At 65.9% G+C, this 17,214-nt stretch carries 16 protein-coding genes; 8 read left to right on the top strand and 8 right to left on the bottom strand.

Features of this window, described 5'->3' with window-relative positions; translation table 11 throughout:
* Positions 1 to 215 precede the first annotated feature (215 nt).
* Positions 216 to 1,754, bottom strand: coding sequence for an alkaline phosphatase D family protein (locus ACLB1G_RS24360; RefSeq protein WP_491629854.1), 1,539 nt, complete (start codon positions 1,752 to 1,754; stop codon positions 216 to 218).
* A 227-nt stretch (positions 1,755 to 1,981) separates the two neighbouring features.
* A complete protein-coding gene (locus tag ACLB1G_RS24355) occupies positions 1,982 to 2,419 on the bottom strand; it encodes an acyl-CoA thioesterase (RefSeq protein WP_491629840.1) in 438 nt (145 codons plus the stop codon).
* Positions 2,420 to 2,480: 61 nt separating this feature from the next.
* Between ACLB1G_RS24355 and ACLB1G_RS24350 the strand changes: the two genes are divergently transcribed.
* Together ACLB1G_RS24350 and ACLB1G_RS24345 are read left to right on the top strand one after the other, a co-directional pair.
* Positions 2,481 to 4,322 (top strand): ABCB family ABC transporter ATP-binding protein/permease, encoded by a 1,842-nt coding sequence (locus tag ACLB1G_RS24350; protein ID WP_491629853.1) that lies wholly within the window; start codon positions 2,481 to 2,483, stop codon positions 4,320 to 4,322.
* A gap of 36 nt (positions 4,323 to 4,358) precedes the next feature.
* Positions 4,359 to 5,780, top strand: coding sequence for a M20/M25/M40 family metallo-hydrolase (locus tag ACLB1G_RS24345; RefSeq protein WP_491629839.1), 1,422 nt, complete (start codon positions 4,359 to 4,361; stop codon positions 5,778 to 5,780).
* Positions 5,781 to 5,842: 62 nt separating this feature from the next.
* Here ACLB1G_RS24345 and ACLB1G_RS24340 read toward each other — a convergent pair whose 3' ends face one another.
* A complete protein-coding gene (locus tag ACLB1G_RS24340) occupies positions 5,843 to 7,099 on the bottom strand; it encodes a dicarboxylate/amino acid:cation symporter (RefSeq protein ID WP_491629838.1) in 1,257 nt (418 codons plus the stop codon).
* Positions 7,100 to 7,280: 181 nt separating this feature from the next.
* Here ACLB1G_RS24340 and ACLB1G_RS24335 point away from each other — a divergent pair, with 181 nt between their 5' ends.
* Positions 7,281 to 8,006, top strand: coding sequence for an amino acid ABC transporter ATP-binding protein (locus ACLB1G_RS24335; protein ID WP_491629837.1), 726 nt, complete (start codon positions 7,281 to 7,283; stop codon positions 8,004 to 8,006).
* Here ACLB1G_RS24335 and ACLB1G_RS24330 read toward each other — a convergent pair.
* From ACLB1G_RS24330 to ACLB1G_RS24320, 3 genes are read right to left on the bottom strand one after another with little or no spacing between them, the layout of a single operon-like run.
* Entirely contained in the window at positions 8,003 to 8,179 is a 177-nt protein-coding gene (locus ACLB1G_RS24330) for a Txe/YoeB family addiction module toxin (protein ID WP_491629852.1), read from the bottom strand. The genes ACLB1G_RS24335 and ACLB1G_RS24330 overlap by 4 nt on opposite strands.
* Positions 8,142 to 8,279 (bottom strand): hypothetical protein, encoded by a 138-nt coding sequence (locus ACLB1G_RS24325; RefSeq protein ID WP_491629836.1) that lies wholly within the window; start codon positions 8,277 to 8,279, stop codon positions 8,142 to 8,144. The genes ACLB1G_RS24330 and ACLB1G_RS24325 overlap by 38 nt, the downstream gene beginning before the upstream one ends.
* On the bottom strand, positions 8,276 to 8,518 hold the full coding sequence (locus tag ACLB1G_RS24320) for a type II toxin-antitoxin system Phd/YefM family antitoxin (RefSeq protein ID WP_491629835.1): 243 nt from the start codon (positions 8,516 to 8,518) through the stop codon (positions 8,276 to 8,278). The genes ACLB1G_RS24325 and ACLB1G_RS24320 overlap by 4 nt, the downstream gene beginning before the upstream one ends.
* Positions 8,519 to 8,651: 133 nt before the next feature.
* On the opposite strand from ACLB1G_RS24320, the gene pyrC reads away from it, so the two are divergent.
* Positions 8,652 to 9,707, top strand: coding sequence for a dihydroorotase (gene pyrC / locus ACLB1G_RS24315; RefSeq protein ID WP_491629834.1), 1,056 nt, complete (start codon positions 8,652 to 8,654; stop codon positions 9,705 to 9,707).
* A gap of 3 nt (positions 9,708 to 9,710) precedes the next feature.
* Complete coding sequence (locus ACLB1G_RS24310; RefSeq protein ID WP_491629833.1) at positions 9,711 to 10,514, top strand: DUF3025 domain-containing protein; 804 nt, start codon at positions 9,711 to 9,713, stop codon at positions 10,512 to 10,514.
* Here ACLB1G_RS24310 and ACLB1G_RS24305 read toward each other — a convergent pair.
* Positions 10,501 to 11,358 (bottom strand): PEP-CTERM sorting domain-containing protein, encoded by an 858-nt coding sequence (locus tag ACLB1G_RS24305; RefSeq protein WP_491629832.1) that lies wholly within the window; start codon positions 11,356 to 11,358, stop codon positions 10,501 to 10,503. The genes ACLB1G_RS24310 and ACLB1G_RS24305 overlap by 14 nt on opposite strands.
* A 150-nt stretch (positions 11,359 to 11,508) precedes the next feature.
* Here ACLB1G_RS24305 and ACLB1G_RS24300 point away from each other — a divergent pair, with 150 nt between their 5' ends.
* The gene (locus ACLB1G_RS24300) at positions 11,509 to 12,510 is read left to right on the top strand and encodes a Gfo/Idh/MocA family protein (RefSeq protein ID WP_491629831.1); all 1,002 of its coding nucleotides are present in this window, start codon (positions 11,509 to 11,511) and stop codon (positions 12,508 to 12,510) included.
* A gap of 40 nt (positions 12,511 to 12,550) precedes the next feature.
* Positions 12,551 to 13,759 (top strand): MFS transporter, encoded by a 1,209-nt coding sequence (locus tag ACLB1G_RS24295; protein ID WP_491629830.1) that lies wholly within the window; start codon positions 12,551 to 12,553, stop codon positions 13,757 to 13,759.
* Between the two features lie 226 nt (positions 13,760 to 13,985).
* Here ACLB1G_RS24295 and recG read toward each other — a convergent pair whose 3' ends face one another.
* Positions 13,986 to 16,064, bottom strand: coding sequence for an ATP-dependent DNA helicase RecG (gene recG / locus ACLB1G_RS24290; protein WP_491629829.1), 2,079 nt, complete (start codon positions 16,062 to 16,064; stop codon positions 13,986 to 13,988).
* Positions 16,065 to 16,183: 119 nt separating this feature from the next.
* On the opposite strand from recG, the gene queA reads away from it, so the two are divergent.
* Positions 16,184 to 17,206 carry a tRNA preQ1(34) S-adenosylmethionine ribosyltransferase-isomerase QueA gene (gene queA / locus ACLB1G_RS24285; protein WP_491629828.1) on the top strand — a complete coding sequence of 341 codons (1,023 nt, stop codon included), beginning with the start codon at positions 16,184 to 16,186 and terminating at the stop codon, positions 17,204 to 17,206.
* Positions 17,207 to 17,214: the final 8 nt, after the last annotated feature.

Below are 17,214 nucleotides of genomic sequence, written 5' to 3'. Positions count from 1 at the left end.
TCTGTCGGCACCCGGTGTCCGGCACCCGGTGTCAGATCTGCCAATGGTACATGAGCTCGCCATCACAGCAGCCTCACACCCGGTGTCCACACCCGGTGTCTGTCCACACCCGGTGTCAGGTCTGCCATTGGTACATGAGCTTGCCATCAAAGCGGCCTCATGTACCAAAGGCAGATCTGACACCGGGGTTGACACCGGGGTTATGGACACCGGGGTTATGCCAGGCCGGCTTTGCCGTTGCTGACGGTGAAGCTGGCGGCGGTGGCGATCTTGCTGCTGGCGTCGTGGACGTCGTCCAGCGCCAGGAACAAGGTGCGCGTTTCGGAGGGCGTCACGTTGAGCAGCATATAGCCGCGCTTGTCGCTGCGGCCGTACTTCAGTTCCGTGTTCATGGCGACGTATTGCTCGGTGCGGCTTTGCGGGCGCGATGGCGAGGTGACGGAAGTGCCGCAGAATTCCGTCGCCAGCACCGGATTCGCCTTCGAGACGGGACGCAGCTTGTCGGCCCGCAGCTCGGCCGCGAAGAAGCTGTGCACGTCGCCGGACAGCACCAGCGGATTGGCCGCGCCGCTCTTGCCCAGCGCCTGCAGCAGGCGCTGGCGCGCCACCGGGTAGCCATCCCAGCCGTCGGTCCAGTAGCGGCCGTCCTGCGCCGACTTGACCGGCAACTGGCTGTTCTGCGCCATCAGGGTTTGCTGGGCCAGGATGTTCCAGCGTGCGCGCGACTCGCGCAGCCCCTGTTCCAGCCAGCGTTGCTGGGCGTCGCCCAGCATGCCGCGGCGCGGGTCCAGCAGGGACGGACACGCGCGCGGCGTCACCGAGCTGGAACCGCCTCGACCAGCCGGACTGCAGGCGTGCCAGGCGCGGTACTGGCGGTCGTCCAGCACGTGGAAGCGCGCCAGCCGCCCCCAGTCGTAGCGCTGGTACATGCGCAGGTGGGCGTAGCTGGCGCCCGGCGCCAGCATCAGGCGTATCGGCATGTGTTCGTAGTAGGCCTGGTAGGCGGCTGCGCGGCGCTCGATGAAGCGCGGGTCAAGGCGCTCGTCGCGGTCGGCGGCGTAGTCGTTGGCCACTTCATGGTCGTCCCAGGTGACGATCCACGGCGCCGCCACATGCGCGGCCTGCAGGTCGGGGTCGGATTTGTACTGGGCGTAGCGGGCGCGGTAATCGGCCAGGCTGAAGCTTTCCGACACGCGCACGGCCTTGGCTGGATGGCGCAGCTGGTATGGCCCCCATTCGTAGATGTAGTCGCCCAGGAAGGCCACCAGGTCCGGCGCGGCCCGCGCGATATGGCGGTGCGCGGCATAGGCGCCGAATTCCCAGTGCTGGCAGGAGGCTACGGCCAGCTTGAGCGTGTCCGGCATGCTGCCGGGCGCCGGCGCGGTGCGGGTGCGGCCCACCGGGCTGACGGCGTCGCCCAGCATGAAGCGGTACCAGTACCAGCGCCCCGGCTGCAATCCCGTCACGTCCACATGCACGCTGTGCGCCAGCGCGGGCGCGGCGCTGGCCGTGCCGCGCGTGATGATGCGGCGGAAGCCTTCGTCCTCGGCCACTTCCCAGCGCACCGCATAGGCCAGCGGCGGCGTGGCGCCCGCGTTGAGGGGATCGAACAGGACGCGGGTCCAGATCACCACGGCGTCCGGGAGCGGCGAGCCGGAGGCCACGCCCAGCGTGAACGGGTATGGCGTGCTGCGCTGCTGAGCCGCGCCATCGGCTGCGCCCAGTGCGGCGGCTACGGCCGGCGTTGGCGCCATGCCGGACAGCGCGGCCAGCGCCGCCAGGTGACCAGCGCCGCCCGGCGCGGCCAACACCGCCAGTGGACTTGCGCCACCCAAGCCGGCCAGCGCGGCAAGACGGCGGCCGCCGCCCAGCCCGGCCAGCGCCGCCAGCCGGCCGGCGCCCAGCAGGAGGCGGCGCCGCTCATCCATGCGCCATCACCTTGGCGGCCGTGCTGCGATGGCGGGGCATGTGCAGGCGATCCTCAGGAAATCAGGCTTTCCAGCGGCGGCACCTTGCGCGGCTTGCGGTCCGAATCGGTGGCCACATAGGTCAGCGTCGCTTCCGTGACCTTGACCGTCACCGCCTGCAGGCGGTTGCGCTCGGCGTACACCTCGACATTGACGGTGATGGAGGTATTGCCCACCTTGACGATGTCGGCATAAAAGGACAGCAGATCGCCCACGAACACGGGGTTCTTGAACACGAAGGAATTGACCGCGATGGTGGCCACGCGGCCGTTGGCGCGGCGGGTGGCGGGCAGCGAGCCGGCGATGTCGACCTGGGCCATGATCCAGCCGCCGAACACGTCGCCGTACACATTGGCGTCGGCCGGGCTGGGCATCATGCGCAGTTCGGGCATCTTCCCGGCGGGCAGGCTGCGGTTGGTGTTGGCCGGGTTCAGGTTGTCGGGCGTGGTCATCTTGAAATCTCGTGTAGGGCTACAATGGTGGGGATTGAACCATAAAAAGCAGACCTCCGCCATGCGCCGCTATTCGAATTCCGCCCCCGCCAGTACTCCCGCCCCACGCCACCGCAGCGACATGGCCGTCATCGGCACCTTGCTGCCGTATTTATGGGTCTACAAATGGCGGGTGCTGCTGGCGCTGGGCTGCCTGGTGGGCGCCAAGCTGGCCAACGTGGGCGTGCCGGTGGTGATGAAGAAGCTGATCGACGCCATGACCATCACGCCCAGCCATCCGCAGGCGCTGCTGGTGCTGCCGCTGGGCGCGCTGGTGGCCTATGGCGTGCTGCGCGTGTCGACCACCGTGTTTACCGAGCTGCGCGAATTCCTGTTCGCGCGCGTCACCCAGCGCGCCGTGCGCACCATCGCGCTGCAGGTATTCCGCCACCTGCACGCGCTGTCGCTGCGCTTCCACCTGAACCGCCAGACCGGCGGCATGACGCGCGATATCGAGCGCGGCACGCGCGCGGTCGGTTCGCTGATCTCCTACACCCTGTTCAACATCCTGCCCACGCTGGTGGAAATCACGCTGGTGCTGGGCTACCTGGTGACCCACTACGATATCTGGTTCACCGTCATCACCTTGGTGGCGCTGGTGTCCTACATCACCTTCACCATCGTGGTGACCAACTGGCGCACGCACTTCCGCCGCACCATGAACGATCTCGATTCCAAGGCCAACACCAGGGCCATCGATTCGCTGATCAACTACGAAACGGTGAAATATTTCGGCAACGAGGATTACGAGGCCAGGCGCTACGACGAAGGCCTGCAGCGCTACGAATCGGCCGCCGTGAAGTCGCAGACCTCGCTGTCGCTGCTGAACACCGGCCAGTCGCTGATCATCGCGGTGGCCGTGACCCTCATCCTGTGGCGCGCCACCCAGGGCGTGATCGACGGCAGCATGACCCTGGGCGACCTGGTGCTGGTGAACTCCTTCATGATACAGCTCTACATCCCGCTCAACTTCCTGGGCGTGATCTACCGCGAGATCAAGCAAAGCCTGGCCGACATGGAAAAGCTGTTCTCGCTGCTGGACCAGAACCGCGAGGTGGCCGACGCCAAGGATGCGCAGCCGCTGGCCACGCGCGGCGCCGAGGTGCGCTTCCAGCATGTGGACTTCAGCTACGATCCCAAGCGCCAGATCCTGTTCGACGTCGACTTCACCATCGCGCCCGGCACCACCACGGCGGTGGTGGGCCACAGCGGTTCCGGCAAGTCGACCCTGTCGCGCCTGCTGTTCCGCTTCTACGACGTCAATGCTGGCGCGATCACCATCGACGGCCAGGACTTGCGCGCACTTACGCAAGACTCGCTGCGCCACGCCATCGGCATCGTGCCGCAGGATACGGTGCTGTTCAATGACACCATCGAATACAACATCGCCTACGGCCAGCCCGGCGCCAGCCGCGAGCAGATCGTGGCCGCCGCGCGCGCCGCCTCCATCCATGATTTCATCGAGAGCCTGCCGGACGGCTACGCCACCATGGTGGGCGAGCGCGGGCTCAAGCTGTCCGGCGGCGAGAAGCAGCGCGTGGCCATCGCCCGCACCCTGCTGAAGAATCCCGCCATTTTGATATTCGACGAAGCCACCTCCGCGCTGGACTCGCGCGCCGAGCAGGCCATCCAGGCCCAGCTCAAGGAGATCGCCCGCAGCCGCACCACCATGGTGATCGCGCACCGCCTGTCCACCGTGGCCGACGCGCAGCAGATCCTGGTGCTGGACCATGGCCGCATCGTCGAACGCGGCACCCACCAGTCGCTGCTGGCGGCGGACGGCCTGTATGCGCAGATGTGGCAGCGCCAGCAGGCCAGGGCGGACGATGAAAGCGCCGCCGACGCCGAAGCGCAGACAGCCTGATTTCGCAGTTCAACCTCGACCAAAAAGGAAGCAACCATGAAGTCCCGCTTAGTACTGGGCGCCGCCACCGCGCTGCTGGCCTGCACACCGCATGCATATGCCGATGACCCGACGGAACCGCAGTTCCGCGCCCTGTACAAGGAGCTGGTCGAGACCAATACCACGCTGTCCTCCGGCAGCTGCACCCTGGCCGCCGAACGCATTGCCGCGCGCCTGAAGGCGGCCGGCTTTGCGGACGGCGATTTGCACCTGTTTGCCGAACCCTCGCATCCCAAGGAGGGCGGCCTGGTGGCGATCTTCCCGGGCAGCGATGCGCAGGCCAAGGCCATCCTGCTGCTGGCCCACATCGACGTGGTCGAGGCCAAGCGCGAGGACTGGGTGCGCGATCCCTTCAAGCTGGTCGAGGAGGACGGCAAGTTCTACGCGCGCGGCGCGGTGGACGACAAGGCCCAGGCCGCGATCTGGGCCGACACCCTGATACGCTTCAAGAACGAGGGCTACCGCCCGCGCCACACCCTCAAGCTGGCGTTGACCTGCGGCGAGGAGACCGGCGGCGCCTTCAACGGCGCGCAGTGGCTGAGCGAAAACAAGCGCGAGCTGATCGACGCCGCCTTCGCCATCAACGAGGGCGCCGGCGGCGAGTTCGACGCCAAGGGCAAGCGCGTCTCGATGACGGTGCAGGCGGGCGAAAAAGTATCGCAGAACTTCCGCCTGGAGGTCACCAACAGGGGGGGCCACAGCTCGCGTCCGCAAAAGGACAACGCCATCTACCGCCTGGCCGGCGCGCTCAAGAAAATAGAAGGCTACAGCTTCCCCATCCAGCTGGCCGACGGCAGCCGCGGCTACCTGAATGGCATGGCGAAAATACAGGCCGCCGCCGGCCGCAAGGACGTGGCGGCCGCCATGCTGACGGTGGCGAACAATCCCAACGACGGCAAGGCGGTCAAGCTGGTGTCCGACCTCGATCCCAGCTGGGCCGCCATGCTGCACACCACCTGCGTGGCCACCATGCTGGACGCCGGCCACGCCACCAACGCGCTGCCGCAGCGCGCCCGCGCCAACATCAACTGCCGCATTTTCCCGGGCGTGACCCAGGAAGAGGTGCGCGCGGCGCTGGTGAAGGCCATTGCCGATCCGGCCGTGAAGGTGGAGACGCTGGAGATACGCGGCCCGAATTCGAAACCGCCCGTCTTGACGCGCGAGATACTGGAGCCGGTGGAGAAGCTCACGGCCGAGATGTGGCCCGGCGTGCCGGTGCTGCCCGTGCTGCAGTCGGGCGCCACCGACGGCCAGTTCCTGAACGGCGTCGGCATTCCGACCTATGGCATCAGCGGCATCTTCCTGGGCCCGGACCTGAGCAATATCCACGGCCTGAACGAGTACATCACGGTGCAGTCGCTGATGGAGGGGCGGCAGTTCCTGTACCGGCTGGTGAAGATTTACGCCGGCCAGGGCTGAGCCGAAATGAAAAGGCCCGGCGCGCATCATGCGGCCGGGCCTCTTGCTTGATGGCGCCAGGCTTAATTCAGCGGCGCGCTGGCCGGTTCCGGCTTGGGCTCGCCCAGTTCGCCTTCCCACTTGGCCACCACGGCGGTGGCGATGCCGTTGCCGATCACGTTGGTGGCGGAGCGCGCCATGTCCAGGAAGTGGTCTATGCCGAGCAGCAGCACCATGCCCGCTTCCGGGATGTTGAAGTGGCTCAGGGTGGCGGCAATCACCACCAGCGAGGCGCGCGGCACGCCGGCCATGCCCTTGGAGGTCAGCATCAGCACCATCATCATGGTCAGCTGCTGGCCCAGCGACATCTCGATGCCGTAGGCCTGGGCGATGAACACGGTGGCGAAGGTGCAGTACATCATGGAGCCATCCAGGTTGAACGAGTAGCCGATCGGCAGCACGAAGGAGGCCAGGCGGTTCTTCACGCCGAAGCGCTCCAGGCCTTCCAGGGTTTTTGGATAGGCCGCTTCGCTGGAGGCGGTGGAGAAGGCCAGCAGGGTAGGGCCGCGCAGCTCGCCGATCAGGCCGAAGATGCGCGCGCCCAGGAAGGCGAAGCCGATCGCGATCAGCACCGCCCACAGCAGGCCGATGGAGAAGTAGAACTCGGCCATGAACACGCCATAGGTGGACAGCACGCCCAGGCCGCTCTTGCCGATCACGCCGGCCACGGCGGCGAACACGGCGAACGGTGCGAACTTCATCACATAGCCGGTCACCTTCAGCATCACGTGGGCCACGCCGTCAATGGCGGCCACCATGGGAGCCGCCTTTTCGCCCACGGCGGCGGCGGCCGAACCGAAGAACAGCGAGAAGATCACGATCTGCAGGATTTCGTTCTTGGCCATGCCGTCGATGATGGAGGAGGGCACCAGGTGGGTGACGAAGTCCTTCAGCGTCAGGCTGCTGGTGGCCAGGCCGGTGGCGTTGCCGACCTGCGGCAAATGGCCCAGCAGGGCGTCACCCGGACGGAACAGGTTGACCATCACCAGGCCCAGCGACAGCGACAGCAGGGAGGCGATGAAGAACCAGCCCAGGGTCTTGATGCCGATGCGGCCCACTTCGCTGGCGTCGCCCATCTTGGCGATGCCGCACACCAGGGTGGAGAACACCAGCGGCGCGATAATCATCTTGATCAGACGCAGGAACAGGGTCGTGACCAGCGACATCGTGTCGGCAAAACCGGCCGGGTCGGCCAGCGTGGTGTTGGCCACGTAGCCGGCCAGGATGCCCAGCACCAGACCCGCGAGGATGTAGGTGGTCAAACGGCTTTGTTTATTCATGTATGTGTTCCCTATGGTTATGCGCTGCTCTGTCGGCAAAACAGCTTTATTTGTCGTCTTCTGGATGTATGATCCGGGAATCAAGCTTCGATCCGTCTTGTGGACTGATGAAACTATTAGCAAGTTTCGCAGTATCCTAGGGGGCGATGGCACTGTCAAGCAAAGGCGAACACGGATGGCGATGATCAGGATTAGCAATCTCGGCAAGTGGTATGGCCAGTTCCAGGTACTGGCCGACTGCAGCACCCGGGTCGCGCAGGGCGACGTGATGGTCATATGCGGGCCGTCCGGTTCGGGCAAGTCGACCCTGCTCAAGACCGTCAACGGCCTGGAGCCGTTCCAGCAGGGCGAGGTGGTGGTGGACGAGGTGTCGGTGGGGGCGCGCGGCACCGACCTGGCGCGGCTGCGGTCGCGCATTGGCATGGTGTTCCAGAATTTCGAGCTGTTTCCGCATTTGTCGGTGCGGCAGAATTTGAACCTGGGCCAGCTCAAGGTGCTGGGCCGCAGCGAGGAAGAGGCGACGGCGCGCGGCTTGCAGTACCTGGAGCGGGTCGGCCTGCTGGGCCAGCAGGACAAGTATCCGCACCAGCTGTCCGGCGGCCAGCAGCAGCGCGTGGCAATCGCCCGTGCGCTGGCCATGGACCCTATCGCCATGCTGTTCGATGAACCGACTTCCGCCCTGGACCCGGAGATGATCAACGAGGTGCTGGACGTGATGACGGGGCTGGCGCAGGAAGGCATGACCATGATGGTGGTGACCCACGAAATGGGCTTTGCGCGCCGGGTGGCCAACCGCGTGCTGTTCATGGATGGCGGCCGCATCGTCGAGGACAGTCCCAAGGACGCATTCTTCGCCGCCCCGCGCAGTGTACGGGCGCGCGACTTTTTGGCGCGCATCGTTCACTAGGGTATGCTGTGACTGTAGTGCGTCCACATGCGCAGTATGCGGACGATCTTTTGATCCGGATAAAGCTCGTAGACCAGCCGATGGTGGATGTTGATGCGGCGCGAATAAGCCCCCGCCAAGTCGCCCACCAGTTTTTCAAAAGGCGGCGGCGATGTGTACGGGTTGTTTGCCAGGATGTCCAGCAGGGCTTGCGCCTGTTTCTTTCAGGCCGGCGGCCGCGAGTTTGCTTGCGTCTTTCTGCGCCTGGCGGGTGTAGCGCAGTTGCCAGCTCACCAGTGCAACTCCTTGCTGCTTTCGCCTAGAGGCTCGGCGCGCGCCGCCAGGATGGCGTCCCGCATGCCGGGAATCGAAAGCAAATACAAGGTTTCCTGAATATTATTCCATTCCTCCTGCGAGACCAGGACGGCGGCGTGCCGGCTGCCGGAAATGGTAACGGGGAGCTTTTGCTCGGCAGTTCGATCGATGAGAGCCTCCAGGGAGGCAAGGGCTGCTGTAGCGGAAATGATATCCATGGCTCCTCCGATAGAAGAATAGACCGTAAGCTCAGGGGCTCATTTTGTCAAATCGTATGATCAAGCGGGATGCAGCGGGCGTCAGCAGGTAAAATGGCGGGATACGCCCGACCAGCCTGAGAGTATTTCCGCCATGCCTACCGATTACGAACACCTCCCCTCCAGCATCACCATCACCCGTCCCGACGACTGGCATTTGCACCTGCGCGACGGCGCCACGCTGGCCAGCGTGCTGCCGCACAGCGCGCGCCAGTTCGCGCGCGCCATCGTGATGCCCAACCTGAAGCCGCCGGTGACCACCACCGCCGCCGCCGAAGCCTATCGCGGCCGCATCCTGGCCGCGCTGCCCGAGGGGATGAGCTTCGAGCCGCTGATGACGCTGTACCTGACCAACAACACCAGCCCGGATGAGATCCGCCGCGCCAGCGACAGCGGCTTCGTGCACGCGGTCAAGCTGTACCCGGCCGGCGCCACCACCAATTCCGACGCCGGCGTGACCGACATCGCCAACGTCTACAAGGTGCTGGAAGTGATGCAGGAAGTGGGCATGCCCTTCCTGGTGCACGGCGAGGTGACCGACCAGGATATCGACCTGTTCGACCGCGAAGCCGTCTTCATCGAGCGCATCATGCGCCCGCTGCGGCGCGATTTCCCGGCCCTGAACATCGTGTTCGAGCACATCACCACCAAGGACGCGGCCCAGTACGTGGCCGAGGCCGATGGCCCGATCGCGGCCACCATCACAGCCCACCACCTGCTGTACAACCGCAACGAGATCTTCAAGGGCGGCATCCGCCCTCACTACTACTGCCTGCCGGTGTTGAAGCGCGAGGAACACCGGCTGGCGCTGGTGACGGCCGCCACCAGCGGCGATGAGCGCTTCTTCCTCGGCACCGACTCGGCCCCGCACGCCCAGGGCGCCAAGGAAGCGGCCTGCGGCTGCGCCGGCTGCTACACGGCGCTGCACGCCATGGAGCTGTACACCGAGGCCTTCGCCCGCGCCGGCGCGCTGGACAAGCTGGAAGCTTTCGCCAGCCTGAACGGCCCGGCCTTCTACGGCCTGGAGCCGAATAGCGGCTCCATCACCTTGAAGCGCGAATCGTGGGAGCTGCCGGCCGCGCTGCCGCTGGCCGACCAGCAGGTGATCCCGCTGAACGCGGGCGAAACCATCCCCTGGAAAATGGTTTGACGCGTGTTTAACGAGATAGCCTGGTCGCAGCCCTGGTACGCGTCGGTGGCGGAGGCGGCCGGTCTGCTGGCGCAGGAGGGGGCGGACTTCCGCGCCTCGTTCAGCCGGCGCGCGGCGGCCCTGGGCATCCACAACCACCAGGGCCTGCCGCTATCCTTCATCCCGCAGGACGATTTGCCGCCGGGCGTGGCCTACGAGGCCCATATCGCCGCCACCGGCGGCGTGCCCACCCGCGACAACCTGCATGATTTCTTCAACGGCCTGGTGTGGCTCAGCTTCCCTCGCATCAAGGTGCGCCTGAACGCCCTGCAGGCGGCGCAGATCGCGCGGGACGGCATCGGCAAGTCGCGCGGTCCGGCGCGCGATGCCGCCACCATCTTCGACGAGAACGCGGCCCTGCTGGTGGTGCGCGATGGCGCCGCAGGGCGCGCGCTGGTGGAGGCACTACGCGGCCACCGCTGGCACGAGGCCTTCATCGAGCGCCGCGCCAGCTTTGGGCGTGACGCGGAGGTATGGCTGTTCGGCCACGCGCTGATGGAAAAGCTGGTGGCGCCGCGCAAGGCCATCACGGCGCATACGCGGGTGCTGTGGGTGGACGACGCTTACTGGGAACTGGAACACGCCGCCCGCCGCGCCCATATCGACGCGTCGGTAGCGCAGCAACTGGAGCAGCAGGGCCTGATCACCGCCGATTTCACGCCCATGCAGGCGCTGGGCGTGCCCGGCTGGTGGCCGGGGCAGGACGCGGCCTTTTACGCCGACACCTCGGTGTTCCGGCCGCCGCGCCAGCCGCTTACGACCGCTTGAATGCGTCGTCGCGGCGCGAACGGCGCAGCGCCAGCACGCCCAGGCCGGCCGCCAGCATGGCATAGGTCCCTGGTTCCGGAACCGCCAGCGCAGGGATGGCGCGGGCCGAAAGCAGGGTCGTGACCGTGTCGCTATGGTATTGCACGGTATCCACCACGTCATATCGGCTGCTTCGGAAGTTCAGCGAGAACGCTGACAGGGACACATCATTGCCTGCATATACGGCGCCCTTGAAGTGGATGGTCTCGCCTGCGGCGACGCTGAAGGAATACGCGCTGGTGCCGCTGCTGTAGAAGTCGCCGCTGGTGGAGGTGTTGCCATAAGTGGCCACGGCCAAGGGGTCGGTGCCGGTTGCCATGTAGAAGGTCGGCAGGGCCGGAATGACGACGCCAAAGAAGCCACTGGTCGTCTCGAAGTTCCCGGTTGCGCTCAGCGAGAGCGTGAACACGGTGGCGCTGGCGGAGGTGATAGCGGCCTCCAGCACTATGCCTTTGCCACCGGTGTATTGGCTGCTGTCGGCCATGACGCTGGCGGTCAGGGTTTGAACTTTCCAGGTTTCCTTGTAGTCGTTGTAGCTGGTGGTGACATCCTTGTAGTTGTACTCCAGTCCGGGTGCGCTGGTGGTGGGTGCGGTGATCAGTTGGGTGTACAACGTGGTGACGGGTTGATTATCGACGCGCCAGGTAGTTTGGTAGTCATATATCTCCGGCGTCTTGGATGTGGGCCCGACGGTCACATTGGTGGGCGTGGCGGTGACCGTCGACAGCGACAGCGGCGGCGCCGTGACGGCGTTAGCCTGGGCGCCAGCCACTGCCAGGATAATGCCGGATAGCTTCTTTAACATGGAAATCCCCTTTTTTGCTTGTTGAAAAGACATTTGTATTGTCACGATACCTCCGTATGCTGCGCCGCCGCATCGCCCGTTTGAGTGATCGCTGTTAAAATTATGCTCACATCCAACACTTGGCCGCATGGCGGCAGAAAGCAGGCATTCATGAGCTCAACCATCCGCTGGGGCATCCTGGGCACCGGCAAGATCGCCAAGGCCTTCGCCACCGCACTGCAGGGCACCGAGGGCGCAGAACTGGCCGCGATTGCTTCGCGCACTCAAGATAGCGCTAACATATTTGGCGAGGAGTTTGGCGTGCCGCGCCGCTATGGCAGCTACCAGGCGCTGGCCGACGACCGCGAGGTGGACGCCATCTATATCGCCACCCCGCACCCCATGCACCACGAGAATGCCCTGATGTGCCTGCACGGCGGCAAGGCCATCCTGGTGGAGAAATCGTTCACCATGAACCGCCGCCAGGCCGAGGACATCTTCGCCCTGGCGCGCGAAAAGCAGCTGTTCGTGATGGAGGCGCTGTGGACGCGCTTCATGCCCTCCGTGGTGGAGGCTAAACGCATCGTCGCCAGCGGCGAGATCGGCAAACCGGCCCACATCAGCGCCGACTTTGGCTTCAACGCCGAATTCGGGCCCGAGCACCGGCTGTTCAACCCGGAGCTGGGCGGCGGCGCGCTGCTGGACCTGGGCATCTACCTGGTGTCCATGGCGTCCTTCTTCCTGGGACCGGTCACCGGCGTCAAGGCCCAGGCCGAGATGGGGCCGACCGGAGTCGACCTGCAGACCGCCTTCAGCCTGACGCACGAAGGCGGCGCGGTGTCGTCCTGCGCCTGCAGCCTGCGTTCGCGCACGCCGACCGAGCTGACCATCTCGGGCACGCAGGGCTTTGTGCGCCTGCACGACCGCTTCCACAACACGGAAGACATCAGCGTCACGCTGGTCAATGGCGTGTCGCGCAGCGAGCGCCGGCTGAACCTGCCGCGCAGCGGCAATGGCTACACCCACGAGGCACAGGAAGTGATGCGCTGCCTGCGCGCCGGCCTGATCGAAAGCCCGGTGATGCCGCACGCCGAAACCCTGGCCATCATGGGCGTACTGGACGAGATCCGCGCCCAGATTGGCCTGCGCTACAGCGCCGACCTTGCTGGTTAAAGTAGAATGTGCGGTTCCCTCAGCAGAAACAGGAACCGCCATGCAGCACCACGCTCCCTCGCTCAAGACCGTATTGATCGCCTCCGGCGTGGTGCTCACCCTGGCCATGGGGGTGCGCCACGGCTTCGGCTTCTGGATGCAGCCCATCTCGCAGGCCAACGGCTGGACCCGCGAAACCTATTCGCTGGCGCAGGCCATGCAGAACCTGATGTGGGGCGCCATCGGCCCCTTTGCCGGCATGGCGGCCGACCGCTACGGCACCATGCGCGTGGTGCTGGTGGGCGCCTTCGCCTACATGGTCGGCCTGCTGTGGATGGCCACCGTCACCCAGCCCACCCTGTTCGTGCTGGGCTCCGGCCTGCTGATCGGGCTGGGACTGGCCTGCACCGCGTTTGGCGCGGTGAGCGGCATCATCGGCCGCGCGGCGCCGCCGGAAAAGCGCTCCTGGGCCTTCGGCATTTCCGGCGCGGCCAGCTCCTTCGGCCAGTTCATGATGATGCCGGTCGAGCAGCACCTGATTTCGGCGCTGGGCTGGCAGCACGCCTTCCACCTGCTGGCCGGGCTGGTGGTGCTGGCCATGGTGCCGATGGCCTTCAAGCTGCGCGAACCGGGCGTGGCCCACGTCCACGGCGCACAGCAAAGCGTGGGCGAGGCGCTGTCCGAGGCGCTGCGCAACCCTTCCTTTTTGATGCTGGTGGCCAGCTACTTCGTGTGCGGCTTCCAGCTGGTGTTCATCGGCGTGCACATGCCGGCTTACCTGAAGGATAAAGGCGTGGTGGACCCGCAGGTGGCGGTGATGGCGCTGGCCCTGATCGGCCTGTTCAACATCTTCGGTTCCTACTACGCGGGCAAGTTGGGTGGCCGGCTGCCCAAGCGCTACCTGCTGTCCGTGATTTATGCGACGCGGGCGGTGGCCATTGCGCTGTTCCTGGCGGCGCCCCTGTCCAGCATGACGGTGTATGTGTTCGCGGCCGTGATGGGCTTCCTGTGGCTGTCCACGGTGCCGCTCACCAATGGCATCATTGCCGGCATCTTCGGTGTGCGGCACATGTCCATGCTGGCCGGGATCGTGTTCTTCTCGCACCAGCTGGGCAGCTTCCTGGGCGTGTGGCTGGGTGGCTACCTGTACACCCGCAACGGCAACTACGACCTGGTGTGGCACATCGCCATTGCGCTGGGCGTGTTCGCGGCGCTGGTCAACCTGCCCATCAAGGAGCAGCCGCTGGCGCGCGGCCTGCGGCCCGCATGAAAGCCTGGGCCCTGCGGCTGGCAATCGTGCTGGTGCTGGCGCTGGTGTTCCTGTCTTACCTGCGGCCCGGCTTCATATTTGATCTGGCCAACCGCATCTACCTCTGCTTTTAGATGCCGTTTCAAAATGACCCTGGCGTCGTTGCGGCGCCTCGCCGTGCAGGCGCACTGTCTTCGTCGCCCCGGCCTTGGCCCGCGCCTAGCCAGGCTCATTTTGAACCAGCCTCTTACACCTTGAGGAATTCCTCGCGATTGCCCAGCCAGCGCGCCAGGTGGGCTTCGACGATGGCTTGCTTTTCCGGGGCCTCCGAGTGCAGCAGATCGTGGGCGACGTCGCGCGCCTGGTCCACCAGCCAGCCATCTGTTTCCAGGTCGGCGAAGCGCAGCATGGCCTGGCCGGACTGGCGCGCGCCCAGGAATTCTCCGGGACCGCGTATCTCCAGGTCGCGGCGTGCGATCTCGAAGCCGTCCGTGGTTTCGCGCATGGTCATCAGGCGCTGGCGCGCGACCGGGCCCAGCGGGCTCTGGTACAGCAGCAGGCAGACGCTGGCCGCCGAGCCGCGCCCGACCCGCCCGCGCAGCTGGTGCAGCTGCGACAGGCCGAAGCGCTCGGCGTGCTCGATCACCATCAAGGAAGCGTTCGGCACATCGACCCCGACCTCGATCACGGTGGTGGCCACCAGCACCTGCATTTCATTGGCGCTGAAGGCATCCATCACCACCTGCTTCTCGGCCGGCTTGAGGCGGCCGTGCACCAGGCCCACGTTCAGGTCCGGAAGGGCTTCGGCCAGCAGGGCGTGGGTGTCGGTGGCGGTTTGCAACTGCAGCGCTTCCGATTCCTCGATCAGCGGGCAGACCCAGTAGATCTGGCGGCCTTCCAGCGCCGCCGCGTGCACCCGGGCGATCACTTCGTCGCGCCGGTTCTGGTCGATGGCGCGCGTGACGATGGGGCTGCGGCCGGGCGGCAGCTCGTCGATCACCGACACTTCCAGGTCGGCGTAATAGCTCATGGCCAGGGTGCGCGGTATCGGCGTGGCCGACATCATCAGCTGGTGCGGCACCGCGCCCTCGGCGCCCTTGTTGCGCAGCGTGAGGCGCTGGCCGACGCCGAAGCGGTGCTGCTCGTCGACGATCACCAGGCCCAGGTTGGCGAATTGCACCGTATCCTGTATCAGCGCGTGGGTGCCGATCACCAGCCGCGCCTCGCCCGATTCGACCAGGGCGGTGGCGGCCAGCTTGTCCTTTTTCTTCAGGCTGCCGGTCAGCCAGGCCACTTTCACGCCCAGCGGCTCCATCCAGGCCGCGATCTTGCGGAAGTGCTGGTCGGCCAGGATCTCGGTGGGCGCCATCAGGGCGGCCTGGTAGCCGCTGTCGATGGCCTGGGCCGCGGCCAGCGCCGACACCACGGTCTTGCCGCTGCCGACGTCGCCCTGCAGCAAACGCTGCATGGGGTAGGGCAGGCGCAGGTCGGCGCGGATCTCGTCCAGCACGCGCTGCTGGGCGCCGGTCAGCTGGAAGGGCAGGTCAGCCTGGAAGCGCCGCGACAGCGATCCCATCGTGTCCAGCTTGGGCGAACCCTTGGCGCGGCGCGCGCGCTGGGCCCGTTTGAGCGACAGCTGCTGGGCCAGCAGCTCGTCGAACTTCATGCGGGTCCAGGCCGGGTGCGACTTGTCGGCCAGCGCATGCTCGTCCACGTCCTGCGGCGGATAATGCAGCAGCTTGATGGAGGATTCGAAGGGCGCCAGCTGCAGGCGCTGCACCAGCGCCGGCGGCAGGGTGTCGGTCCAGTCGACCCGCTTGACGGCGTCGCCAATGGCGCGCCGCAGGATGTGCTGGCCCAGGCCTTCGCCGGACGGATATACGGGCGTCAGCGAAGTGGGCAGCGGCGCGCCTTCATTGACCACCTTGTAGGCGGGATGGACCATCTCGGCGCCGAAGAAGCCGTGTTTCAGTTCGCCGCGCGCGCGCACCCGGGTGCCCTCGGCCAGCTGCTTGACCTGGCTGCCATAGAAATTCATGAAGCGCAGCTGCAGGTCGCCGGTCTCGTCGGCGATGTGCACCAGCAGCTGGCGGCGCGGCTTGTAGGCGATCTCGTTCTTCGTCACCACGCCTTCCACTTGCGAGGTTTGGCCGCCGTGCAGGCAGGCTTCTTCTATGCTGACCACCTCGGTCTCATCCTCGTAGCGCATGGGCAGGTGCAGCACCAGGTCCATGTCGGTGTGCAGCCCCAGCCTGGCCAGCTTGGCCTGGATATTGGCGGCCGAATTGGGAGCGGGTTTCGCTGATTTAGGCTTGGAAACGGGCATATTGCAAGGATTAGCGTAAAATAGAGGGTTCGCCCTTGATAAAGCAAGGCCGTATTGTAAGGCTTGCACCGCGCTAGGGCCTACCCGAATTTACGTCAACAGTTTCCAGAAGTCCGCACATGTACTCGCTTTCCGATTTCGATTTCGACCTGCCGCAGGAACGCATCGCGCAATTCCCGCTGCCCAACCGCAGCGCTTCGCGCCTGCTGCACGTGGACGGCGCCACCCTGGCCGACCGCCAGTTCGCCGACATTATCGAGCTGCTGCAGCCCGGCGACCTGCTGGTGATGAACGACACCCGCGTGCTCAAGGCGCGCTTCTTCGGCACCAAGGACAGCGGCGGCAAGGTCGAAGTGCTGGTCGAACGGGTGCTGGACAGCCGCACCGTGCTGGCCCAGGTGCGCGCCTCGCGCTCGCCCGGCGCCGGCGTCAAGCTGCGCCTGGCCGACGCCTTCGAGGTCACGGTGGGCGAGCGCGCCGGCGAATTCTTCACCCTGCACTTCGAGGCCGATGTGTTCGACCTGATCGAAGCCCACGGCCGTCTGCCGCTGCCGCCCTACATCGAGCACGACGCCGACGAGTTTGACGAGAACCGCTACCAGACCGTGTTCAACAAGGTGCCCGGCGCCGTGGCCGCGCCCACCGCCGGCCTGCACTTCGATGAGGCGCTGCTGGAGCGGCTCAAGGCCAAGGGCGTGAACTTCGCCTTCGTCACCCTGCACGTGGGCGCCGGCACCTTCCAGCCGGTGCGGGTGGAGGATTTGTCGGCGCACCAGATGCACACCGAGTGGTACACCATCCCGCAGGAGACGGTGGACGCGGTGCGCGCCGCCCAGGCGGCCGGGCGCGACGTGGTGGCGGTCGGCACCACCAGCCTGCGCGCGCTGGAATCGGCTTCGCAAGGCGGCCAGCTGGAAGCCGGCAGCGCCGACACCGCGCTGTTCATCACGCCCGGCTACCGCTTCAAGACCGTGACCCGGCTGATCACCAATTTCCACCTGCCGAAATCGACCCTGCTGATGCTGGTGTCGGCCTTTGCCGGCTACGACGAGATCCGCGCGGCCTACGCCCACGCCATCGCCAGGGAATACCGCTTCTTCAGCTATGGCGACGCCATGCTGCTGACCACCACCGCGCGCTGAGCCGCCGC

This window comes from Duganella kummerowiae (genome assembly GCF_053572355.1).
This window is presented reverse-complemented; position numbering and strand designations above follow the sequence as displayed.

Excerpts from the sequence above, each read along its gene's own strand:
- ACLB1G_RS24360 (WP_491629854.1), bottom strand. The coding sequence starts at position 1,754 with ATGGCGCCAACGCCGGCCGTAGCCGCCGCACTGGGCGCAGCCGATGGC.
- ACLB1G_RS24355 (WP_491629840.1), bottom strand. The coding sequence starts at position 2,419 with ATGACCACGCCCGACAACCTGAACCCGGCCAACACCAACCGCAGCCTG.
- ACLB1G_RS24350 (WP_491629853.1), top strand. The coding sequence starts at position 2,481 with ATGCGCCGCTATTCGAATTCCGCCCCCGCCAGTACTCCCGCCCCACGC.
- ACLB1G_RS24345 (WP_491629839.1), top strand. The coding sequence starts at position 4,359 with ATGAAGTCCCGCTTAGTACTGGGCGCCGCCACCGCGCTGCTGGCCTGC.
- ACLB1G_RS24340 (WP_491629838.1), bottom strand. The coding sequence starts at position 7,099 with ATGAATAAACAAAGCCGTTTGACCACCTACATCCTCGCGGGTCTGGTG.
- ACLB1G_RS24335 (WP_491629837.1), top strand. The coding sequence starts at position 7,281 with ATGATCAGGATTAGCAATCTCGGCAAGTGGTATGGCCAGTTCCAGGTA.
- ACLB1G_RS24320 (WP_491629835.1), bottom strand. The coding sequence starts at position 8,518 with ATGGATATCATTTCCGCTACAGCAGCCCTTGCCTCCCTGGAGGCTCTC.
- pyrC (WP_491629834.1), top strand. The coding sequence starts at position 8,652 with ATGCCTACCGATTACGAACACCTCCCCTCCAGCATCACCATCACCCGT.
- ACLB1G_RS24305 (WP_491629832.1), bottom strand. The coding sequence starts at position 11,358 with ATGTTAAAGAAGCTATCCGGCATTATCCTGGCAGTGGCTGGCGCCCAG.
- ACLB1G_RS24300 (WP_491629831.1), top strand. The coding sequence starts at position 11,509 with ATGAGCTCAACCATCCGCTGGGGCATCCTGGGCACCGGCAAGATCGCC.
- ACLB1G_RS24295 (WP_491629830.1), top strand. The coding sequence starts at position 12,551 with ATGCAGCACCACGCTCCCTCGCTCAAGACCGTATTGATCGCCTCCGGC.
- recG (WP_491629829.1), bottom strand. The coding sequence starts at position 16,064 with ATGCCCGTTTCCAAGCCTAAATCAGCGAAACCCGCTCCCAATTCGGCC.
- queA (WP_491629828.1), top strand. The coding sequence starts at position 16,184 with ATGTACTCGCTTTCCGATTTCGATTTCGACCTGCCGCAGGAACGCATC.